This is a genomic window from Alkalibacillus filiformis (assembly GCF_030814115.1).
GTDB classification, from domain to species: domain Bacteria; phylum Bacillota; class Bacilli; order Bacillales; family Alkalibacillaceae; genus Alkalibacillus; species Alkalibacillus filiformis.
In genome coordinates this window covers 14,316-35,146 of sequence record NZ_JAUSUP010000017.1, presented here as the reverse complement: position 1 = coordinate 35,146, position 20,831 = coordinate 14,316, and the positions used below count along the sequence as shown (strand labels likewise).

Genomic DNA, 20,831 nt, shown 5'->3' with positions numbered 1-20,831 from the left:
TTTAATGTCATCGTTGTTTTCTTCTTAGTCAATCACTAGAAGAAAACTGAATTGACGACAGGCTATTTTGTTTAGTTTTCAAGGTTCGAAGTTGGCCGCTTCAAAAAAGCGACTTAATCAATATAACAAGTTGAGATTTGTAAGTCAACAACTTTTTATATTTTGTTTTAGTGCCTTTTCAAAAGGCGACTTAAATAATTTAACATCAATCAAAAATAAGTGTCAATAACTTTTTGACTAATTATTTTGTTGATCAACAACTCATCTCTATTGATTTGTTGTAATATAAATTATAGCGTATCTCATCTAATAATGTCAATTATTCATAGATGGAAATTTTTACCCTGTCGCTTTCGAAGATTTGTTATCCTTTTTTGGCGACAGGGACAATTATAACCAAATTGAAAATCAAAAGTCAATAATAAATCTTAAAAGACTTTTTCACCTGTCCACTCTAGCATGCCACCTTTTAAGTTAACGGTGCTATACCCTCTCTCATTTAAAAACATACAGGCATTATGACTTCTTCCACCTGAGCGGCAGACCATTACATACTCCTCGTCTTTCGGTAAGTCATTTAATTGATCAGGAATAGTTTGTAATGCTATATGTTTAGCTCCTGGAATCATACCAGTCGCTACCTCTTCATCTTCTCTAACATCTACTATTGTATACTTTGATCCGCTTTCAATCTCTTTTTCTAGTTCTTCTGGTAAGATCTCTTTTACTTCCTCGCTCATGTCATATCCTCCATTTCAAATTTATGTATGAGGAGGGTGCCCTCCTCATACATTAGTTTGCAACTATATTGACTAACTTTCCTGGAACTGCAATTACTTTACGTACAGTCTTACCTTCAATCCACTCTTGTATTGTTTCATTATTTAATGCGATTTCTTCTAACTCTTCTTGGGTTGCCTCTTTCGGTACACTTTCCTTTGCACGAACTTTCCCCATTACTTGTAGCACAATTTCTACTGTATCTTCTACAAGTTTTGATTCATCATAAGTTGGCCATTGCTCATAAGTAACAGTACCTTCATGACCCAACTTAGACCACAACTCTTCACCAATATGTGGTGCAATAGGTGCGATTAATTTAACAAAACCTTCTGCGTACTCACGAGGTACAGAGTTAGTTTTATAACATTCATTAATAAATACCATCATTTGTGAAATAGCTGTATTAAATCTTAGTTCATCATAGTATTCTGTAACTGCCTTAACAGTTTCATGATAAACCTTTTCTAAATCAGAGTTTCCACCATCTGTAATGTTTGCTGATATTTCACCCTTTTCATCAACGAACAAGCGCCATACTCGATCTAAGAAACGACGCGCTCCGTCTAAACCATTTGTACTCCAAGCAACTGAAGCTTCTAAAGGTCCCATGAACATTTCATATAATCTTAACGTGTCAGCACCATGAGAGTTCACGATATCATCTGGGTTTACAACGTTTCCTTTTGACTTACTCATTTTTTCATTACCTTCACCTAAAATCATTCCTTGGTTAAATAACTTTTGGAATGGTTCTTTCGTTGGCACTACACCTATGTCGTAAAGCACCTTATGCCAGAAACGAGCGTATAGTAAGTGAAGCACTGCGTGTTCAGCACCACCGATATAAATGTCTACAGGTAACCACTCATTCAACTTATCAGGATCAGCAATCATTTCATCATTATGAGGATCAATATAGCGTAAATAATACCAGCAGCTTCCTGCCCACTGTGGCATTGTGTTTGTTTCGATTCGACCTTTTTTACCTGTTTCAGAATCTGTTACTTCAACCCATTCAGTAATATTCGCTAACGGAGATTCTCCCGTCCCTGAAGGTTTAATTTCAGTCGTTTTCGGAAGTTCTAATGGTAGATCTGCTTCATCTACAGCTGACATCGTACCATCTTCCCAATGAATAATAGGAATTGGTTCACCCCAATAACGTTGACGGCTAAATAACCAATCGCGCAGACGATACGTGGTTTGTCTCGTACCGCGACCGTTCTCTTCTAACCATTCAATCGCTTTTTGTATAGCTTCATCAGTTTTTAATCCATTTAAAAAGTCCGAATTAATATGTTCACCATCTTCAGTATATGCCGCTTCATCAATGTCCCCACCAGAAACAACTTCTACAATTGGTAGGTCAAACTTTTTAGCGAATTCATAGTCACGTTCATCATGTGCCGGAACTGCCATAATGGCACCCGTACCATATGACATTAGAACATAGTCTGCAATCCAAATCGGCATCTTTTCTCCACTAACTGGATTAATCGCATAAGCACCTGTGAATACACCTGTTTTACCTTTTGCTAGATCTGTTCTTTCTAGTTCGCTTTTCTTCTCTACTTCATTAATATAGGTTTCCACTTTGTCTCGCTGATCTTCAGTTGTAATTTGATCAACTAACGGATGTTCTGGAGAAAAGACAGCGTAAGTCGCACCGAAGATTGTATCTGGACGAGTCGTGAAAGCTTTAAAGTTAGAATTTGTTCCTTCTATATCAAACGTAATCTCAGCACCTTCAGACTTACCGATCCAATTACGTTGCATATCTTTTAAGCTTTCAGGCCAATCAAGTTCATCTAGATCTTCTAAAAGACGATCTGCATACTCTGTAATCTTTAACATCCACTGACGCATTGGTTTACGAATAACGGGGTGACCCCCACGCTCACTAACGCCGTCAATAACCTCTTCATTAGCTAATACTGTTCCTAACGCTGGGCACCAGTTAACTGGTACTTCATCAATGTAAGCTAAACCTTTTTCATATAACTTAACAAAGATCCATTGAGTCCATTTATAATAGTTAGGATCAGTCGTATTAACTTCACGGTCCCAATCATATGAGAACCCTAATGACTTAATTTGACGTTTAAAAATCTCAATATTTTGTTGCGTGAATTCCGCTGGGTCATTACCTGTATCAATCGCGTATTGTTCTGCAGGTAAACCAAATGCATCCCACCCCATTGGATGTAGCACTTCAAATCCTTGCATACGTTTCATACGAGATAAAATATCTGTTGCCGTGTAACCTTCAGGGTGACCAACGTGAAGGCCTGCACCAGACGGGTATGGAAACATATCAAGCGCATAAAACTTAGGCTTTTCTGAATTTGTGTTCGTTTGGAATGTTTTATTTTCTTCCCAATACTGTTGCCATTTGGCTTCGATTTGTCGATGGTTATAAGCCATTTTTATTTCCTCCTTTATTTCGTTTCATTTTTGTAAAACTTAGGTTAAACATAAAAAACTCCCGCCCCAAAAGTTGGGACGAGAGTATTACCCGTGGTACCACCCAAATTAGCCAACACTTATGTATGTGGCTCACTCGAGTTCCTTAACGCGGAAAAACGATGTGTACTACTTGTTTCATACACATAACTAAAAGGCGAGTTCAGAAGTGACAAAAGTAACTTTCACCAACCGTTACCTCTCTAAGTTTGTCGAGATTCTTACTACTCCTTTATAATTGCTTTTATGCTATACAATTATAGTAGAATATTTGTATATAAAGTTTAATCAACCTCGATATAAATGTCAAGCTTCATACTGTTTAAATATGTTAATTACAGCTTCAGTGTGACAAACCAACCATCTCACGTGTTAAGATAGGTTCAGAATTTAAGTATTAAGGAGTTAAATTATGCAAAATCCGTTTCCTTATTCGTTGGATCATAAACGATATCATTCATGGAATTATCATTTAAAACAAACCTTCGGCCATAAAGTATTCAAAGTCCCGTTAGATGGAGGGTTTGACTGCCCAAATCGTGACGGGACTGTAGCTCACGGAGGGTGCACTTTTTGTTCAGCTGCTGGTAGCGGGGACTTCGCCGGTGACCGTGCAGAGGATCTTGAAGTTCAATTTCATAAAGTAAAAGACAGTATGCACGACAAATGGAAAGACGGCAAGTATATGGCATACTTTCAAGCTTATACAAATACTCATGCACCTGTTGATGAGTTACGCGAGAAGTTTGAAAAAGTATTGAAGCAAGATGGGGTCATCGGTATATCGATTGGAACAAGACCTGATTGCTTGCCAGATGACGTCGTTGAATATTTAGCTGAATTAAATGAACGAACTTATTTATGGGTTGAACTTGGTCTACAAACAGCTCATGAAAAAACGAGTGAACTAATCAATCGTGCACACGATTTAGAATGTTATATCGAAGGCGTTAACAAGTTACGCAAACATAATATTCGCGTTTGCTCTCATATTATTAATGGCTTGCCTGGTGAGGATTATGACATGATGCTAGAAACAGCAAAGATCGTTTCTCAACTAGACATACAAGGCATCAAGATCCATTTACTTCACTTATTAAAAAATACGCCTATGATAAAGCAATATGAAAAAGGGTTAGTGAAGTTTTTATCACGAGATGAATATGTTCAACTCGTCGTCGATCAACTTGAAGTATTACCACCTGACATGATCATTCATCGAATTACCGGTGATGGCCCGATTGAATTAATGGTTGGCCCGATGTGGAGTATGGACAAATTTAACGTGCTTAATGAAATCGACGCTGAATTTAAACGCCGCTTCAGTTGGCAAGGTAAACATTATCAACCATTGGAGATGACTCATTCATGAAACAAATTATTCCGTTTGCACACCAGCTATTAATTGATACTCTTCAACAAGGGGACGTCGTCGTTGATGCGACTTTAGGTAATGGACATGATAGTTTAATGCTCAGTCAATTAGTCGGGGAAAATGGTCATGTCTATGCATTCGATATTCAACAAGAAGCAATAGACCAGTCACAAAAAATTTTCAATGATCATCATGCTAATCAAATTACTCCCGTTTTACGGGGGCATGAACATGTCTACGAAGAGTTAACTAAAAGAAATGTTAATGAGGTCGATGGTGCAATCTTTAATTTAGGCTTTTTACCTAAAAGTGATCAATCGATTACGACAAATGCCAACACGACAATTGAAGCGATTGAAGGCATTCTGAAGTTGTTGAAGTCAGAACGCTATATCGTAATTGTCATCTATCCCGGTCATGAAACAGGCGAAATCGAAAAAACTGAACTACTTGAATATTTATCAACTAAATCGGCTAAAGAAGTCGACATTGCAAAATATCAAATGGTCAATAGAAGTAGGAAAGCTCCTTTTGTCGTTGCTGTATATAAAAAGTGATGATTGTGCGCTGATCAATTTCTGTGAGCGCCAATAAATTTTCCTGAGCGCCAATAAATTTTCCTGAGCGCCAATAAATTTTCCTGAGCGCCAATAAATTTTCCTGAGCGCCAATAAATTTTCCTGAGCGCCAATAAAAACCCGCTGGATTTAGCTTCACTAAATCCTAGCGGGTTTTCCCTTTTAAAATACTATGCTGACTTCCGACCTTTCAACTTTCGATAAGCTTTACCGTTCCAGTAAACCACTTTCGCCCGCCAACCAGCATCATGTAGCAATTGTTTAACAGCTACATCTGCACCACTAATCTCTTTCACTTTAGGGTCTGATAAATATAATCCGACTAAGCCGTCAATAATTAACTGATGAAATTGTTGATCTGGGATATCACTTAACTCATTTCTTGCTCGCTTAATCATATGACCGATCCTAGCTACCTTATCTGATTCATCTTCATAATAATTAACGAAGTTTAAGTCCCCTTCAACTTCATCTTCATGTTGATCAATAAAATAGTCTAATAATATATGTAACCCTTGTAATGACGGAAAGAAGGATTCTAACATTATACGACCATGTCGTTCATTAGCTAGTCCATAAGAAATCAAGCAAAATATACCTAAAGTTGAACCCGTTGCTGCTGAAAATTCGAACCAGCGCAAATCATCGTCGTCATTTTCCTTTTCAAACCAAGTAGTTAACCTCGAAACACGTTCATGCTCAACGACATGCTTATGTACTTGTAAATCGACATATAATGAAGCTAACCGTTCAATATACGGCTGGATCAATTCGTAATTAGGAATTTGCTTAATAATTCGTTGGCACTCTTCGACTAAGTGTAATAAATAACCCGCATCATCTTGATCATCGCGAAATGAATAATAATTTACCCCTTCTAAATTCGGCTCTATTCGAATCGCATCCAGCTGTGCCTCGTGTAACTGTCTAAAATCGTCAGGGTCTAGTGATTTACTTCGATCACATAAGTTATCAAGGTAATCGCTAATGGTTTGATAGGCTACAATAAATTCAATCGCATTTTTCCAATGATCGCGCGCTAAAGTTGCATAAATTGAGCCACCTTCACAGTGGAAAGTTTTTGATTCAATACTTGCTAAAGCTTGAGTTCTTAACTCTTCGTTTGGAATATGGTGAGCTTCTTCTTTCCACTGCTTGAGTGTTTCATTAACTTGTGGGAATAAATCTTTATAACAAGTCGTTAAAACTTGAGATAGAGAGTTTGGAATCTTCATAAAAGCATTAGCCCTCCTGCTTTTCTTCAACTAATTGAGTATTTAAAAAGTGTAACGCCATAGTTAACACTTCATCTCGTTCTGGCTCATTAAATACTTCATGATATAAGTTTTCCCAAATCTTGATCTCTTTATCTTGTATGCTCAATTTCTCATACCACGATTCTACTTGATCAATAGGCACTAACAAATCTTCCCCTGCTTGTAAAATTAACGTCGGCACTTCCGGATAGTCGTTAATTTTTTCAAACGCTTCATTAATTGCCTTTTCAAACTCATGATACCACCTTACAGACACCTTCCGTAAGTAGAGTGGGTCTGCTAAATCTCTAGCATAAAATGCATCATTTCGCGTGGCCATTTCGGAGTGTATGTTCGTTTTGAACAAAATCGTTGGTAATATATAGTTTAACACTTTTGAAACGAAGTAAAGTGGCTTTTCTGGTACGTTATGAATCCCTAATGCTGGTGAAGATAATAATACGCCTTGAATGGGATATTGTTTTTCTTGAAGAGCACGAATGGCCGTTAAGCCACCCATACTATGACCTAGCAAAAACACTGGCAATTCAAACGTTAACGCGTGATTGATCCATTTTTCAGCTGTTACAATGTAATCATCAAACGATTTAATAAAACCTCTTCTACCTTTATTGGTGCCTTGACCTGGCAAGTCACCATAAACGATATGAAAACCGTTATGGTTGAGCTGGTTAACTAACCACTCATAACGCCCTGAATGTTCGAAAGCTCCATGGATTAACACAATGACCGCTTTAGGGTTTTCACTTTCACGAACTAACATCCACATTCTCCTCCCATAACATAACGTGCATAAATTTTGTTATAATTATCTTACCATATTATTTATATAGGAGGGTAAAAATGATATTACCATACAAAGGACAATACCCAACGATTGATCCTTCTGCTTACATATCTGAAGACGTCGTCATTACAGGTGATGTGACGATTGGAGCACATAGTAGCATTTGGTTTAAAACAGTCATTCGAGGTGATGTTTCACCGACTAAAATAGGTCAAAACGTTAATATTCAAGACCAAAGTATGTTACACCAAAGTCCGAATCAACCATTAATTATAGAAGACGGTGTAACAATTGGTCACCAAGTGATGTTACATTCATGTATTTTAAAAGAAAACTCGTTAATCGGTATGGGAGCAACAGTTCTTGATGGAGCTGAGATTGGTGAGAATGCCTTTATCGGAGCAGGTAGTTTAGTACCGCCCGGAAAGAAGATACCAGCTAACACGTTAGCTTTCGGTAGACCAGCTAAAGTCGTTAGGGAAATTACTGATGATGACCTTAAGGAGATGAACCGGATCCGACAAACTTACATTGATAAGGGACAAGTTTACAAAGAAGAGCAACAAAATCGCAATAAATAAAGTAAAAGCTATGAGTGTCTAGTTGACGCTCATAGCTTTTATTTATCTACTCAATACCAATCTTCTGTTTCAACTGTTCTACTCGATCGGTTTTTTCCCAAGTAAAGTCTTCATCTGTACGACCGAAATGACCGTAAGCAGCTGTTTTCTTATAAACAGGGCGTCTTAAGTCTAGCATTTTTATAATACCGGCTGGACGTAAGTCAAAAGTCTCGCGAACTGCCTCAACCAAACGCTCTTCAGAAACTTTGCCTGCACCAAACGTATTAACTGAAATAGATACTGGCTGAGCAACACCGATTGCATAAGCTAATTGTACTTCACACTGATCAGCCAATCCTGCTGCAACAATGTTTTTAGCGACATATCGTGCTGCATATGCAGCTGAGCGGTCTACCTTCGTAGCATCTTTACCACTAAATGCGCCACCACCGTGACGAGCATAACCACCGTAAGTATCGACGATAATCTTACGACCTGTTAAGCCTGCATCACCTTGTGGACCGCCGATGACAAAGCGCCCTGTAGGATTAATAAAGAACTTCGTCTTCTCATCAATTAACTGTTCAGGCACAACCGGACGAATAACATGTTCCATTAAGTCAGACTTAATTTGTTCTAAGTCAATCTCAGGATGGTGCTGAGTTGAAATAACAATCGTATCAACTCGCTCTGGCTGACCATCATCATCATATTCAATCGTCACTTGTGTCTTACCATCTGGGCGTAAGTAAGGAACCGTTTCTGTCTTACGAACATCAGCTAAACGCTTAGACAGTTTGTGTGATAATGAAATTGGAAGAGGCATTAACTCTTCTGTCTCATTACTCGCATAACCAAACATTAATCCTTGGTCACCAGCACCAATCGCTTCGATCTCATCATCTGTCATTTGTCCTTCACGCTTTTCAAAAGCTTCATTTACACCTTGGGCAATGTCAGGTGATTGTTCATCTATTGATGTTAAAACAGCACACGTCTCATAATCGAAGCCGAACTTCGCACGAGTATAGCCAATCTCTTTAACAGTGTCCCGAATAATCGTTGGAATATCAACATAAGTTGAAGTCGAGATTTCTCCTGATACAAGTACTAAACCAGTCGTAATAGTTGTTTCACATGCTACACGAGCATTTGGATCACGTGTTAAAATTTCATCTAAAATAGCATCAGAAATTTGGTCACAAATTTTATCTGGATGTCCTTCTGTTACTGATTCAGAAGTAAACAACCGACGTTGATTCGACATAAACAAATATCCTCCCCAAATAATTAATTGAACGGATCTCATACCCTAGTGAAAAGCGTTCACTATCTTTATATTTTATAAACGTATTTTAACTTACCTACATCAACTTCACATGCAATAAAAAACCTTTCCCCTGCTTTGACAAGGGAAAGGTGATCGCTGCCTTTCACTCTTATCGTCCAAGGAGTCCCTTGCATCAGGATGAGCACCTGTCACATAAAGTGATGGTTGCCGAGCTTCATAGGGCCTGTTCCCTCCACTACTCTGGATAAGAGAAATACCGTTTCTGCATTATAATAACGTGAAGCGCAAATCGTGTCAACTGACGACTATTTTTTCCAATTATTTAAATACGATAAGATTAAAATAGGTATACACCCATTTTTATTAGATTTTGTGAAAATTTTATTAATAGTGTGGTTTATTTATGTAAATGTGTTACACTATTAACGAAGTTTATAAAAAAAGAATATCTATACATACAAATGTAAAGGGTGATCTAAATATGAAGACAATAAATGCGGACACACTTGTCTCTAAATTAGCTAACGATGATGCAATGCAACAGAATTTATCTATTGCCGAACTCGTCGAAAAGATCTTATCTAGAGAAGAAGGAATTCTAACATCAACAGGTGCAGTTAGAGCAACAACAGGGTTATATACAGGTCGTTCCCCTAAAGATAAATTCATCGTTGAAGATGAAGAAACGAAAGACCATGTTGAATGGGGAGAAGTTAACCAACCAATTAGCGAAGATAAGTTTAATAACTTACTTCAAAAAGTAACAGATTACTTATCAGAACAAGACGAATTATATTCATTCCGTGGATTTGCTGGTGCTGATGAAAAACACCGCTTGTCAATTAAAGTCGTTACACAATTTGCATGGCATAATCTGTTTGCCAACCAACTGTTTATTCGCCCAACAGACGAAGAACTTAAAAACCACAATACCGATTTCACTGTTATTTCTGCCCCTCACTTCAAAGCAGACCCGGAAGTAGATGGCACAAATTCAGAAACTTTTATCATTGTATCATTTAAACACCGTATTGTGTTAATCGGTGGCACAGAATATGCTGGTGAAATTAAAAAATCGATCTTCTCTGTTATGAACTATATGCTTCCACAAAAAAGTGATGTTCTATCCATGCACTGTTCAGCTAACGTTGGTGAAGAAGGTGACGTTGCTTTATTCTTCGGTTTATCTGGTACAGGTAAAACGACTTTGTCAGCTGATGAAAACCGTCGCTTAATCGGTGATGATGAGCACGGCTGGTCACAAAACGGTGTTTTTAATATCGAAGGTGGTTGCTACGCTAAATGTGTTAATTTATCAGAAGAGAAAGAACCTCAAATTTATAACGCAATCCGCTTTGGGGCAGTATTAGAGAATGTCGTAGTTGATGAAGAAACTAGACTTCCAGATTACGATGATACGAGCCTAACAGAGAACACGAGAGCGGCATATGCTATTGAACATATTGATAATATTATTAAACCAAGCATTGCTGGGCACCCGAATACGATTATCTTTTTAACGGCTGATGCATTTGGAGTATTACCTCCAATTAGTAAATTAACAAAGGAACAAGCAATGTATCATTTCTTAAGTGGTTACACGAGTAAGTTAGCTGGAACAGAGCGAGGAGTAACCGAGCCAGAAGCAACATTCTCTGCATGCTTCGGTTCACCATTCTTACCGTTACCGGCTGCAACATATGCGAAAATGTTAGGTGAGAAAATCGACCAACATGATGTGCAAGTATTTTTAGTTAACACTGGTTGGACTGGTGGCAGTTATGGTGAAGGGTCTCGAATGAAGCTAAGCCATACAAGATCTATGGTACACGCTGCATTAGAAGGCGAATTAAATAATGTCGACTATAACCAAGATGAAATCTTCGGCCTTCACATGCCAACGACTTGCCCAGGCGTACCAAGTGACGTGTTAAATCCTAAGAAAACTTGGAGCGACGCTAATGCATATGATGAAAAAGCCAAAGAATTAGCTCGTAAGTTCCACAACAACTTCAATAAGTTTGAGTATGTTCCAACTGACATTAGTCAAGCAGGTCCTACTTATAAAAGTTAATAATAAATAAAACCGTCTCGTGATCATCACAAGACGGTTTTATTTTTATCATTTATAAGCTTTTAATTTCTTTAATCGCAATTTGTAACACTTTGTCTTTCATCATAAAACTATAACGGTGATCTTTTTTAACATTTTTCGGTATATCATCTAACAAAATAGGTCCCTCTGTTTCGTAGTAATGGGGACGTTCTTCAAGCTCATCAATTTGAGCAAAATACACGTTTTTAACTATGTCTCCACCTTTACCATCGACATAATATTGACCGACGAACTGCAACTCTTTCACAATGCCACCAGTTTCTTCATACACTTCTCTTATAGCAGCTTGATCAGCACTTTCCCCTTGCTCTACTTTTCCACCAGGGAACTCTATTCCTCGGTTTTTATGCTTCGTTAATAGCCATTGTCCTTTATGTTTAGTAATAACCCAAACATGTTTAGGTTGATTTGAAAAGTACATCTCATTTTTCACGAATTTTACTGTATTTTGGTAGTAGTCCTTAAATACTTCCACTAGAACACGTTCCTTTATTATATTTTTGTCTATTCGTACTGTATATCCATTATATACGGTTGCCCTCCATCCTTCAATTGTAGCTCAATAACAATTGTATATTCTCCATCGAATTCTGTTTCATTATTTTGCTTAATTAAATAGTGTCCTGGTTCAACTTCTACCTTTTCATAATCTACACCATCTATAAACCAAGGTGGTGTTGCAGTTGGAATAATATAGAGACCATCATCTTTCTCTTCATAATAATAATCGACAAACTGATTAGTTACATGACTTGAGGCAAAATCAGAAAAGCTCTCTTTCAATTGTTCCATTGTGTCATAATTTGATACACGATAGTCTTCTGTTGTTTCTTGAACTAATTGATCCATAAATCGATCCATGACTGAAACGATATCTTCATGTGACAATTCATGTTCTGATTCATCAGATGTACTCATTTGATCTTTATTTTCAGTTAAACTGAAATGGTTCTGTTGTTCAGAAACAACTAATGACCCATGTTCAGCATTTAATTGATTATATGAAAACGGTATAGTGACAATAAGTAATGCAATAATTGTTAAATACATTAATTGTTTCATCATTTCCACCTCTCATAATATAAAACTAGTAATCTTTTTTAATATCTATATGACTACTATTCCTCTATTAGACCTTACTTAAACATAAAATTGATAGAAGTTATAAAAGGCAAAAAAAACCTTGAACCAAAAATGGATCAAGGTTATTGTTCATCTGAAATTTTATCAAACTGGTCATAGAACGGCATTGTTTCAATATGTTGTTTTGTTGCTTCATCTCCTAAATGGTGTATCATTTTATAACATTTCATAAAATGATAATCGTATGAATCATTTTCATCATCATTGTGGTACTCTTTAAAAGGGATCGTAGCTCGGAAGCCCGTAGCACCTTCTGCTCCTTTTAAATCATCGAAGAGTTCTCGAAGTGCAATAATCTCTTCGGGATCTCCGTAAATAATAAAATCATCATTATTTCCCGCTTTGTATTCAGAAATCTCACCTGATTCAATGCTTACATAAAATTTTCTTTTTTCATTTTCCATTCGCCCCACCTCTGTCCTTAATGTGCCAAAGGTGGTTTTAATTTATGCATTAGTTTGTCATTTCAAATTCAAACTGGCGTACAGTGCGTTCACTTAATCTTTTTTCATTTACTTTAACACCAATACCATGCTTCGTAGGTACTTGAACTTTCCCGTCTTTCACTTTATATGGCTTATCAATTATATCTTCTTCCCAATAACGCTGAGATTCAGATAAATCACCAGGTAACTTGAATTGTTCTAGTGAGGCTAATATAACGTTATGAGCTCGACCGATTCCTGTCTCTATCATTCCGCCACACCATAATGGCATATCCGCTACCTTAGCAAAGTTGTGAATGTTCAAGGCAACTTGATAACCTCCTACGCGTCCTAATTTGACATTAATACAGCCAGCTGCATTTAGTTCAATTGCCTGAAAAGCATCATGTTCAGATTTAACGGTTTCATCAAGACAGATTAATGTGTTCATCTCTTTTTTCAATTGATGATGATAATAAAAGTCATCTTGTCTAAAAGGTTGTTCGATCATATGTAAGTTTAAATCATCTAAATTTTTTAGATGCAACATATCTTCAGGACCGTATCCGCCATTACCGTCAAACATAATCGGTACATCACCGATATATTCTTTTGCTTTTTCTATGGTTTCTCGTTCTTTGCCTTTTTGTACTTTTAACTTGAAGCGCTTGTAGCCTTTTTTAGTAAATTCTTTCGCTTGTTCCTTTAAATCATCAGTCAAGGAAAGGACGACACCACTTTCGACTTCATCGTACTGACCACCGATTACTTCTTTCAAGCTTTTCTTCTGTTGTTTAGCGTATAAGTCCCATAAAGCTGTTTCAATTCCAGCCTTAGCCATTTGATGACCTTGAACACCACTAAACGTTTCGTGAACTTGATTAGGGTGTTCAATTTTACTTTTCTTTAAAATTGGTAATAAAAAATACCTCAACATATCCCAAGCTGTCGTTGTCGTCTCTGGTGTATAGAAAGGGTCTGCAAAGGCGACACATTCACCATATCCAACATGACCATTTTGATCATGCGCTTCTATAATAAGCGTATCACGCATAACAACTAAGCCATTAACCGTTTGAAAGGGTTTCTTCAACTTCATCCCGACTTGTCGAACGATGACTTCCTTTAAGTCCATCTTCTCACTCCTTTAATTGCTTTTGTAATTGATGACGTAACAACTTTTTAGAAGCATTACGTGGCAATTCATCAATTGAAGTCCACTTTTTTGGACATTTATATTTGGCTAAATGTTCTAAACAAAACTGCTCGAGTTTAGCAAAATCAACCGCTTCTTCAAAAACGATAAACGCCGCAGGTACTTGTCCCCATCGGTCATCTTCTTGTCCGACGACACCTGCATCTTTTACTTTAGGGTGCATTTTTAATACACCTTCTATTTCAGCTGGATATACATTTTCTCCACCAGAAATGATTAAATCTTTGCGGCGATCGACAACGTATAGAAAACCGTCTTCATCAAAATAACCGAGGTCACCTGTTTTTAACCAGCCATTAACAATCGTTTCACGGGTCGCTTCGTCTCGATTGTAGTAACCTTGAGTTACAGTGGGTCCTTTAACAACAATTTCTCCTACTTCGTTAGCTGGTTGTTCTTGTTCGTTTTGTATGATTTTTAATTGATTTGGAAAAAGGGGTTTACCAGCTGATCCAATTTTAGATAAAGCATTCTCATCATCTAACGTACAAAACTGTGAGGCCGTTTCTGTCATGCCATACGTTTGAAACACAGGGACATGTTTATCTTTTGCTTGTTGTAACAAGCCTTTAGGTGCTGGACCTCCACCTAATAACATACAGCGAAACTGCTCTGGATAATGCTCTTCACCTAAGCGATCTAACAACTGCTCCAACATAACGCTAACGACTGAAACAATAGTCACACCATTTTTCATCAAATCTTCGTGAACCGCTTCTACATCAAACGTGTCATGTAAATGTATCGGAATACCGTAGATAACACTTCGGTAAACGATTGATAACCCACCTACGTGAAACATTGGCAAACTTAACAGCCAACGATCATGGTCGTGTAACCCTAAGTTTAATGCTGAAGCTGTCGCACTCCACCAATGATTCTGATACGTCAATTGCACACCTTTTGGATTCCCTGTCGTACCTGACGTATACAAAATATGTGATGTTGATTTCAAGTTTAAATCGTCAGTCATTATATTATTAGTCTGGTTACTTTTAGGACATTGTTGCATACTCACTGTCTTAACCGCTTGTTGTGCGATTGGTTCAGCTAGATCTGACAAATCCTCATCATATATTAAGTAACGAACTTCCCCGTCTTCTAGCTGATAATTAATCTCTTGAGCTGTTAAACGCGTATTTATTAAAAAGCTCGTCACTTCGAGATAATTTAAAGCATGAATCGTAACAAGAAAATCATAACTATTTTTAGATAACAGTGCAACGTGATCCCCTTGTTTAATCCCTAAATGAGCTAAGTAGCTAGCTACACTTTTAGCGTGATTTTTCAAATCTGAAAATGTATAAGCTGTGCCGTCTTTTAAAACGACGGCTTGTTTATTCGGGGATAGTTCAGCTCTTTTAGTTAGCCAATTTATCATTTCTGTCATATTACTGACGTTCCTTTCAAGTCTAACTTTATATGTAGGAGATAGAACTAATTCTTATTACACAAAACCCGAACGAAATCATATACTGACTTCGTTCGGGTTTACCTTTTAATTACGCTCCATCAAAATGCTTCGCTTTTACCCACAGGGCACAAGTGCAACATCTGCTCAAACTCCCTACGGTCGTTTGTCGCAGTGTTTTCTTTGCCGGGGCGGCTAGTGAGCCAAGCTACTACTTCGAGTAACCTCCTTGTGCTTTGCACCGAGGAAGCCTGCTTCGAAGCATAGCTAGAAGACGCAGGTGCATCCGGTGGGGTCTCACCCAGGCCTTTGCCATGACGACCTGGACGGTCTAATGTCGGCGTTGGCCACAAATGCAGATTTCAAAAGCTTCAGCGCTTTAATTTGCGCCGAGTAACCGCAGGCGCAGGACGTGACCGCTTTTAGCCGACCAGGAGTCTACGCATTTTGATTCCGCTAAGTAATTGCTTAACTAACATCAAAAAATCAAAAGTTCGTGTTTTCACAACACATCATCCCTTTTGTCTCAACCTCTTCACTCATTTTTATGGGAAACGTGGGAATTGATCAAAGTCCGGCTTACGCTTTTCTTTAAATGCATCGCGACCTTCTTTTGCTTCCTCAGTAGTGTAATAAAGTAATGTTGCGTCGCCACCCATTTGTTGTAGACCAGCTAAACCGTCAGTGTCCGCGTTGAACGAAGCTTTTAAGAAGCGTAGTGCTGTTGGTGACTTTTCTAACATTTCGTTACACCATTGAACGGTTTCTTCTTCTAACTGATCAACTGGAACGACTGTGTTTACAAGACCCATTTCTTTTGCTTCATCAGCGTCGTATTGACGGCATAAGTACCAAATTTCACGCGCTTTCTTATGACCAACAATACGCGCTAAATATCCAGCACCGTATCCAGCGTCAAAGCTACCTACTTTAGGACCTGTTTGACCAAAGATTGCATTGTCACCTGCAATTGTTAAGTCACATACAACGTGTAGTACGTGTCCACCACCAATTGCATAACCTGACACCATAGCGACTACTGGTTTAGGAGTTGTACGGATTAAACGTTGTAAGTCTAATACGTTAAGACGTGGTATATGGTCAGTTCCTACATATCCACCATGCCCACGTACTGACTGGTCTCCACCAGAACAAAATGCTTTGTCCCCTTCACCTGCTAAAACGATTACTCCAATTTTAGAGTCATCACGTGCATAGGCAAAAGCATCGATTAACTCTTGTACCGTTAAAGGCGTAAAGGCATTACGCTTTTCCGGACGATTAATAGTAATTTTGGCAATACCATTATGCGTTTCATATTTAATTTCTTCATATTCTCTTTCAGTTACCCACTCGATTGCCATTGTCTTACCCCCTTCAATGTTATGTATGGTTTAAAAACCTACTTACTATTTTACCAAAAATTCGCGGACTTTCTACATAAACAGCATGTCCAGTTTCATCCACTATATCCATTTTAGCATTTCGTAGATTTTTTACCATTTCTTCATTTATTTTAACAAATTTTTCGTCGAATTCACCTACAATTAGTAAAACTGGTGGATTAATTTTTGCTAAATCAGGCCAAAGGTTAGGTTGGTGACCTGTTCCCATCGTCCTTAAAGACAGCGCTAACCCTTCTGCCTGCTGTGATAAACGTTCTGCTCTAATTTCATTACGTTTTTCTATTGAGAGATTAAGTTGCGTTTTAAATAGAGAGAGCGATTCCCAATAGTCGACAAATGACTCCATACCTGATTCTATAATGAAATTTGCCAACTTCTCATCTTGTTCTTTTCGTTTATTTCGGTCTGCTCCTTGTAACCCAGGGGATGCACCAACTAATATTAAAGAGCTCACAGTTTCGGGGTACATCGATGTATAAACTAACGACATACGCCCCCCCATTGAATAACCTAGTAGATTAAATTGTTTAAGGCCGATTTCAAGAAATAGTTGATTTAGTTCAACACAAGCTTGTCTCATATCCGTTAAGTTATTTATTTCTGTTTGCCCATGTCCAGGTAGATCGATTAACACCAGTCTGTAACCACTCAAATATTCAATGACATCTTTCCATGTCGTTGAAGCTCCAGTAAACCCATGTAACATGACTAACGGTTCACCTTCACCAATCGTCCTTACATAATACGTATTGTCATTAATTGTGTAATACATATTAACGTTCACCTTTATAATCATTAATTATCTGACGGACATGTCCTCTTATATCTTGATGCCATTTGAAGTTTTCATCACGATCTGTTTGTACTTCAACGACTTCAATTCCAGTAACGGGCTTACGAACTAGACGAGCTAACTGTTCATTGGACTGAGCAAAATGATAACGAACCCCGAGAGATCCAACCATTTCTTTAATTGGCGGATTAAATGGTGTGCCAAACAGTTTTTCGAAATGTTTTTTATGCTCATATTGTGGTAGAAATGAAAAGATCCCACCGCCATTATTATTAATGACGACAATTCGTAGATTCAGTTCATTTTTTATACCAAGAAGCAATGACGTATAATCATGTAAAAACGATAAGTCACCAATTAACAATGTGACCTCTTCTCCTGTTGCAGCAGCACCAAAGGCTGATGAAACTACGCCATCAATACCGTTCGCTCCTCTATTAGCTCTAACCGTTACATGCTTTTTAGCCGGGAGAAAAAATGTATCCATGTCACGGATCGGCATACTACTACCAACAAATACTGTATGGCGGTTTGGTAAGTGATCTGACAAAGTTGAAACAACTGAACCCTCAGTTAATTCATGCTCAGTGATTCTTCTTAACATCGTTTTCGTTTCTTCATCAATGGACAGCCATTCTCTAGTCCATTTTTGATCGCAAACGTAAGAGCTATTACTGCTTAACAATTGATCGATGAAATGATCTACACTACTATATACCATCCATGTCCTTGCATTCGAAGGTTCTCGGTATCCCGCTTGTTCATCAACGACGATGTGTAAATTAGGTTCATAACTCATTAACCACTGAAAATATGGTTTTGAAACCGGCATTGAGCCAAATCGGATGATGAACTCTGGTTGGTAATTTTCACGAAAATCATCATGCTTTAGCAATGCATCATATGTAGAAATGACATACTCATGAGTCTCTTCATACTGTCTTAATTGGCTTAGTGAATCTGCTAAGACAGGTATTTTCCATTCTTTTGCAAGTTTTAATACTGAAGTGATTTCTTCCTCACGTGTTAGTTCGCCACAAACAATTAATCCACGATTGTAATTAGAGACAGCTTGCAAAATATCTTCCGCTTCAAAGTCATCAATCGTCTCAAATCCGCCAGACGATTTTAAATATGGCGACTTAAACTGTCCCCATAAGTCCTTCAAAAGTAAATCGGGAATTAACGGATCTCTAAATGGAAAGTTATACTGTACAACGCCTTTATTTCGGCTGTTTGCGATCGTATAAGCCCGACTAGCTAGTCTTCGGCTATAGCCTAACATAGGTTCTGTTGCTTCAGGCAACGCCATTTCGTGATAATGTTTCACATAATCACCGTACATTTTAATTTGATCAATTGCTTGTGGTGCACCATTGTCACGTAATTCATGTGGACGATCAGCGGTTAAAATAATCAATGGTACTCGACTATAGTAAGCTTCAATTATTGCCGGGTAATAGTTTGCTGCCGCCGTACCTGAAGTACATATTAATGCTACAGGCTTTTGCTTTGTTTGCGCAATGCCTAAAGCAAAAAATGCAGCAGAGCGCTCATCGAAATGAAGCCAGTCATTAAGATGAGGGTGCTCTGAAAATAACATGGCTAAAGGCGTTGACCTAGACCCTGGTGAGATGACAACATCTTCCATACCATTTTGAAAAAGTTCATCTATAAAATAAGATAAATAATACGTTTGCTCATTCATTGTCATCGATGTACCCCCCTAAAGCTCCTAACATTGGTGAAAACTTTAAGTTTGTTTCGTCATACTCTGCTTTAGGATCTGAATCAGAAACAATACCACAACCAGCAAATAGTCGCGCTTTATGTCCTGTTAATAATGCAGACCTTATGGCAACAGCAAACTCACCGTTAAAGTTTGCATCGACCCAACCAATTGGTGCTGCGTACCAACCACGCTCAAGAGGTTCATGTTGTTGGATAAAATCCATCGCTTCTTGACGTGGCTCCCCACCTAAAGCTGGTGTAGGATGTAACGCTTTTAATGCATCAAAAATAGTCACACTTTCTTTTAATGTTCCTGAAACGGGTGTGAATAGATGCTGAATTTTGCTTAACTTCCTGATCATCGGTTGATTTGGAATAGATAGCCTATCACATAAAGGCGACACAGAATTTTGAATCATCTTAACGACATATTGGTGCTCCTCTAAATTCTTATCGTCCTTCAATAACTCTAAAGCTTTCCACTCATCTTCATCAACTGTTTGTCCACGTGATGTCGTACCAGCTAAACAAGCTGACTGAAGCTCACCACTATTCACTTCCACTAATCGTTCAGGTGTCGCACCAATAAAAGCCTGATTATTATTTTCCATAACAAAAATGTAACTACGCTCTTGTTGTTCTAACAATGCGTTCAACACTTGTTCAACAGGGACCTGTTCTTCAAAGAGCGCTTCGACTTCACGCGCTAGTACTACTTTATCAAGCTTGCCATCATTAATTTCATTAACCGCATTAACAATTAATGACTGCCATTCTTCATAAGTTAACTCGTCATTAACCTGCGCAAAGCTCATTTCCTTATTTGTGAATGGTTGTACTCCATTGACTTGATCTAACTCAGTTTCAATCATGGTTGAAACATTTTCTGCAGAGTCGTTGGGTTCTATCCATAAATTTAAAGATAAGTAATGCTTCCCACTCTTAACGGTAAGAAGGCGTTTAGGAAGCACAAACTGATTCACTGGAAAGTCATGCCACTCAGAGTGATGACGTTCATTAAAGAATGAAAAGCCACCAAAGTATATAGCTCCAGTACCTGCGATTTGTTCATTTTGAAGTTGGATCATTTGTTGTTTTTGATCCTGTAAGGCTTGTTCAATTGACTGATAACGTTCATCAGAATCCGTTGAATAAAACTGATTGGCATAACCCAAGCCAACAAAAGTTAACTCGCCATCTGCACTCGTCCAGTAAAATCGTTCACCCTTTAAATCGTCTCTACTCGCAAAGTAATCAATTGGATTAATTGAAGATACCTCAATTGTAAGCGATAAAAATTGACCTTGTTCATCTATATGACTTAAAGCTTCGTTAAGTTTTTCATTAATCGAAAGTCTTTCTATTGTAGTAAGCATGATTAATCCTCCAATAAGAAAACGGCATAAGTCACTATATAAATATAGGAAATAAACGTCTTCAACCACCTATATAAAATGTCTACCTTTCATTTTA

General features: G+C 37.9%; 18 protein-coding genes, 1 riboswitch and 1 other annotated feature. Of the genes, 4 read left to right on the top strand and 14 right to left on the bottom strand.

Annotated features, from left to right (window positions below):
* Window positions 1-428: 428 nt before the first annotated feature.
* Window positions 429-740: a rhodanese-like domain-containing protein gene (locus tag J2R98_RS13755; protein WP_307069967.1), complete on the bottom strand. Its 312-nt coding sequence runs from the start codon at window positions 738-740 to the stop codon at window positions 429-431.
* Between the two features lie 52 nt (window positions 741-792).
* Entirely contained in the window at window positions 793-3,207 is a 2,415-nt protein-coding gene (gene leuS, locus J2R98_RS13750) for a leucine--tRNA ligase (protein ID WP_307069966.1), read from the bottom strand.
* Between the two features lie 71 nt (window positions 3,208-3,278).
* Window positions 3,279-3,494: a binding site (T-box leader), on the bottom strand.
* A 164-nt stretch (window positions 3,495-3,658) separates the two neighbouring features.
* Between leuS and mnmL the strand changes: the two genes are divergently transcribed.
* Both mnmL and mnmM read left to right on the top strand, forming a co-directional pair.
* Complete coding sequence (mnmL, locus tag J2R98_RS13745) at window positions 3,659-4,618, top strand: tRNA modification radical SAM protein MnmL/YtqA (protein ID WP_307069964.1); 960 nt, start codon at window positions 3,659-3,661, stop codon at window positions 4,616-4,618.
* A complete protein-coding gene (gene mnmM / locus J2R98_RS13740) occupies window positions 4,615-5,178 on the top strand; it encodes a tRNA 5-(aminomethyl)-2-thiouridylate-methyltransferase MnmM (protein WP_307069962.1) in 564 nt (187 codons plus the stop codon). Before mnmL ends, mnmM begins: the two co-directional genes overlap by 4 nt.
* 191 nt (window positions 5,179-5,369) lie before the next feature.
* Here the strand turns inward: mnmM and J2R98_RS13735 are convergent, their stop codons facing one another.
* Window positions 5,370-6,434: a tetraprenyl-beta-curcumene synthase family protein gene (locus tag J2R98_RS13735; RefSeq protein WP_307069960.1), complete on the bottom strand. Its 1,065-nt coding sequence runs from the start codon at window positions 6,432-6,434 to the stop codon at window positions 5,370-5,372.
* A 7-nt stretch (window positions 6,435-6,441) separates the two neighbouring features.
* On the bottom strand, window positions 6,442-7,239 hold the full coding sequence (locus tag J2R98_RS13730) for an alpha/beta hydrolase (protein WP_307069958.1): 798 nt from the start codon (window positions 7,237-7,239) through the stop codon (window positions 6,442-6,444).
* Window positions 7,240-7,319: 80 nt separating this feature from the next.
* Here J2R98_RS13730 and J2R98_RS13725 point away from each other — a divergent pair, with 80 nt between their 5' ends.
* Complete coding sequence (locus J2R98_RS13725) at window positions 7,320-7,844, top strand: gamma carbonic anhydrase (RefSeq protein WP_307069956.1); 525 nt, start codon at window positions 7,320-7,322, stop codon at window positions 7,842-7,844.
* Between the two features lie 46 nt (window positions 7,845-7,890).
* Here the strand turns inward: J2R98_RS13725 and metK are convergent, their stop codons facing one another.
* Window positions 7,891-9,093: a methionine adenosyltransferase gene (metK, locus tag J2R98_RS13720; protein ID WP_307069955.1), complete on the bottom strand. Its 1,203-nt coding sequence runs from the start codon at window positions 9,091-9,093 to the stop codon at window positions 7,891-7,893.
* Between the two features lie 169 nt (window positions 9,094-9,262).
* Window positions 9,263-9,368: riboswitch (SAM riboswitch) on the bottom strand.
* Between the two features lie 230 nt (window positions 9,369-9,598).
* On the opposite strand from metK, the gene pckA reads away from it, so the two are divergent.
* Window positions 9,599-11,191 (top strand): phosphoenolpyruvate carboxykinase (ATP), encoded by a 1,593-nt coding sequence (pckA, locus tag J2R98_RS13715; RefSeq protein WP_307069953.1) that lies wholly within the window; start codon window positions 9,599-9,601, stop codon window positions 11,189-11,191.
* A gap of 52 nt (window positions 11,192-11,243) precedes the next feature.
* Here the strand turns inward: pckA and ytkD are convergent, their stop codons facing one another.
* From ytkD to J2R98_RS13670, 9 genes are all read right to left on the bottom strand, one after another.
* Entirely contained in the window at window positions 11,244-11,708 is a 465-nt protein-coding gene (gene ytkD, locus J2R98_RS13710; protein ID WP_307069951.1) for an RNA deprotection pyrophosphohydrolase, read from the bottom strand.
* A gap of 29 nt (window positions 11,709-11,737) precedes the next feature.
* Window positions 11,738-12,295, bottom strand: a complete 558-nt coding sequence (locus J2R98_RS13705; protein ID WP_307069949.1) for a hypothetical protein — start codon at window positions 12,293-12,295, stop codon at window positions 11,738-11,740.
* A 143-nt stretch (window positions 12,296-12,438) separates the two neighbouring features.
* Window positions 12,439-12,780, bottom strand: coding sequence for a hydrolase (locus J2R98_RS13700; protein WP_307069947.1), 342 nt, complete (start codon window positions 12,778-12,780; stop codon window positions 12,439-12,441).
* A 49-nt stretch (window positions 12,781-12,829) separates the two neighbouring features.
* Window positions 12,830-13,936, bottom strand: a complete 1,107-nt coding sequence (gene menC, locus J2R98_RS13695; RefSeq protein WP_307069945.1) for an o-succinylbenzoate synthase — start codon at window positions 13,934-13,936, stop codon at window positions 12,830-12,832.
* A gap of 4 nt (window positions 13,937-13,940) precedes the next feature.
* Window positions 13,941-15,407, bottom strand: a complete 1,467-nt coding sequence (locus tag J2R98_RS13690; RefSeq protein ID WP_307069943.1) for an o-succinylbenzoate--CoA ligase — start codon at window positions 15,405-15,407, stop codon at window positions 13,941-13,943.
* A 566-nt stretch (window positions 15,408-15,973) separates the two neighbouring features.
* The gene (gene menB, locus J2R98_RS13685) at window positions 15,974-16,792 is read right to left on the bottom strand and encodes a 1,4-dihydroxy-2-naphthoyl-CoA synthase (RefSeq protein ID WP_307069941.1); all 819 of its coding nucleotides are present in this window, start codon (window positions 16,790-16,792) and stop codon (window positions 15,974-15,976) included.
* 19 nt (window positions 16,793-16,811) lie between these two features.
* Entirely contained in the window at window positions 16,812-17,606 is a 795-nt protein-coding gene (menH, locus tag J2R98_RS13680; RefSeq protein WP_307069940.1) for a 2-succinyl-6-hydroxy-2,4-cyclohexadiene-1-carboxylate synthase, read from the bottom strand.
* Window position 17,607: 1 nt separating this feature from the next.
* Complete coding sequence (gene menD, locus J2R98_RS13675) at window positions 17,608-19,341, bottom strand: 2-succinyl-5-enolpyruvyl-6-hydroxy-3-cyclohexene-1-carboxylic-acid synthase (RefSeq protein WP_307069937.1); 1,734 nt, start codon at window positions 19,339-19,341, stop codon at window positions 17,608-17,610.
* Entirely contained in the window at window positions 19,328-20,734 is a 1,407-nt protein-coding gene (locus J2R98_RS13670) for an isochorismate synthase (RefSeq protein WP_307069935.1), read from the bottom strand. The genes menD and J2R98_RS13670 overlap by 14 nt, the downstream gene beginning before the upstream one ends.
* Window positions 20,735-20,831 lie beyond the last annotated feature (97 nt).

Bases quoted from the DNA above. Each gene is read 5' to 3' on its own strand.
- mnmL (WP_307069964.1), top strand. From the start codon at position 3,659: ATGCAAAATCCGTTTCCTTATTCGTTGGATCATAAACGATATCATTCA.
- menB (WP_307069941.1), bottom strand. From the start codon at position 16,792: ATGGCAATCGAGTGGGTAACTGAAAGAGAATATGAAGAAATTAAATAT.
- J2R98_RS13705 (WP_307069949.1), bottom strand. From the start codon at position 12,295: ATGAAACAATTAATGTATTTAACAATTATTGCATTACTTATTGTCACT.
- J2R98_RS13670 (WP_307069935.1), bottom strand. From the start codon at position 20,734: ATGCTTACTACAATAGAAAGACTTTCGATTAATGAAAAACTTAACGAA.
- mnmM (WP_307069962.1), top strand. From the start codon at position 4,615: ATGAAACAAATTATTCCGTTTGCACACCAGCTATTAATTGATACTCTT.
- J2R98_RS13725 (WP_307069956.1), top strand. From the start codon at position 7,320: ATGATATTACCATACAAAGGACAATACCCAACGATTGATCCTTCTGCT.
- menH (WP_307069940.1), bottom strand. From the start codon at position 17,606: ATGTATTACACAATTAATGACAATACGTATTATGTAAGGACGATTGGT.
- leuS (WP_307069966.1), bottom strand. From the start codon at position 3,207: ATGGCTTATAACCATCGACAAATCGAAGCCAAATGGCAACAGTATTGG.
- menC (WP_307069945.1), bottom strand. From the start codon at position 13,936: ATGGACTTAAAGGAAGTCATCGTTCGACAAGTCGGGATGAAGTTGAAG.
- J2R98_RS13730 (WP_307069958.1), bottom strand. From the start codon at position 7,239: ATGTTAGTTCGTGAAAGTGAAAACCCTAAAGCGGTCATTGTGTTAATC.
- J2R98_RS13735 (WP_307069960.1), bottom strand. From the start codon at position 6,434: ATGAAGATTCCAAACTCTCTATCTCAAGTTTTAACGACTTGTTATAAA.
- J2R98_RS13755 (WP_307069967.1), bottom strand. From the start codon at position 740: ATGAGCGAGGAAGTAAAAGAGATCTTACCAGAAGAACTAGAAAAAGAG.
- J2R98_RS13690 (WP_307069943.1), bottom strand. From the start codon at position 15,407: ATGACAGAAATGATAAATTGGCTAACTAAAAGAGCTGAACTATCCCCG.
- pckA (WP_307069953.1), top strand. From the start codon at position 9,599: ATGAAGACAATAAATGCGGACACACTTGTCTCTAAATTAGCTAACGAT.
- J2R98_RS13700 (WP_307069947.1), bottom strand. From the start codon at position 12,780: ATGGAAAATGAAAAAAGAAAATTTTATGTAAGCATTGAATCAGGTGAG.
- metK (WP_307069955.1), bottom strand. From the start codon at position 9,093: ATGTCGAATCAACGTCGGTTGTTTACTTCTGAATCAGTAACAGAAGGA.
- menD (WP_307069937.1), bottom strand. From the start codon at position 19,341: ATGACAATGAATGAGCAAACGTATTATTTATCTTATTTTATAGATGAA.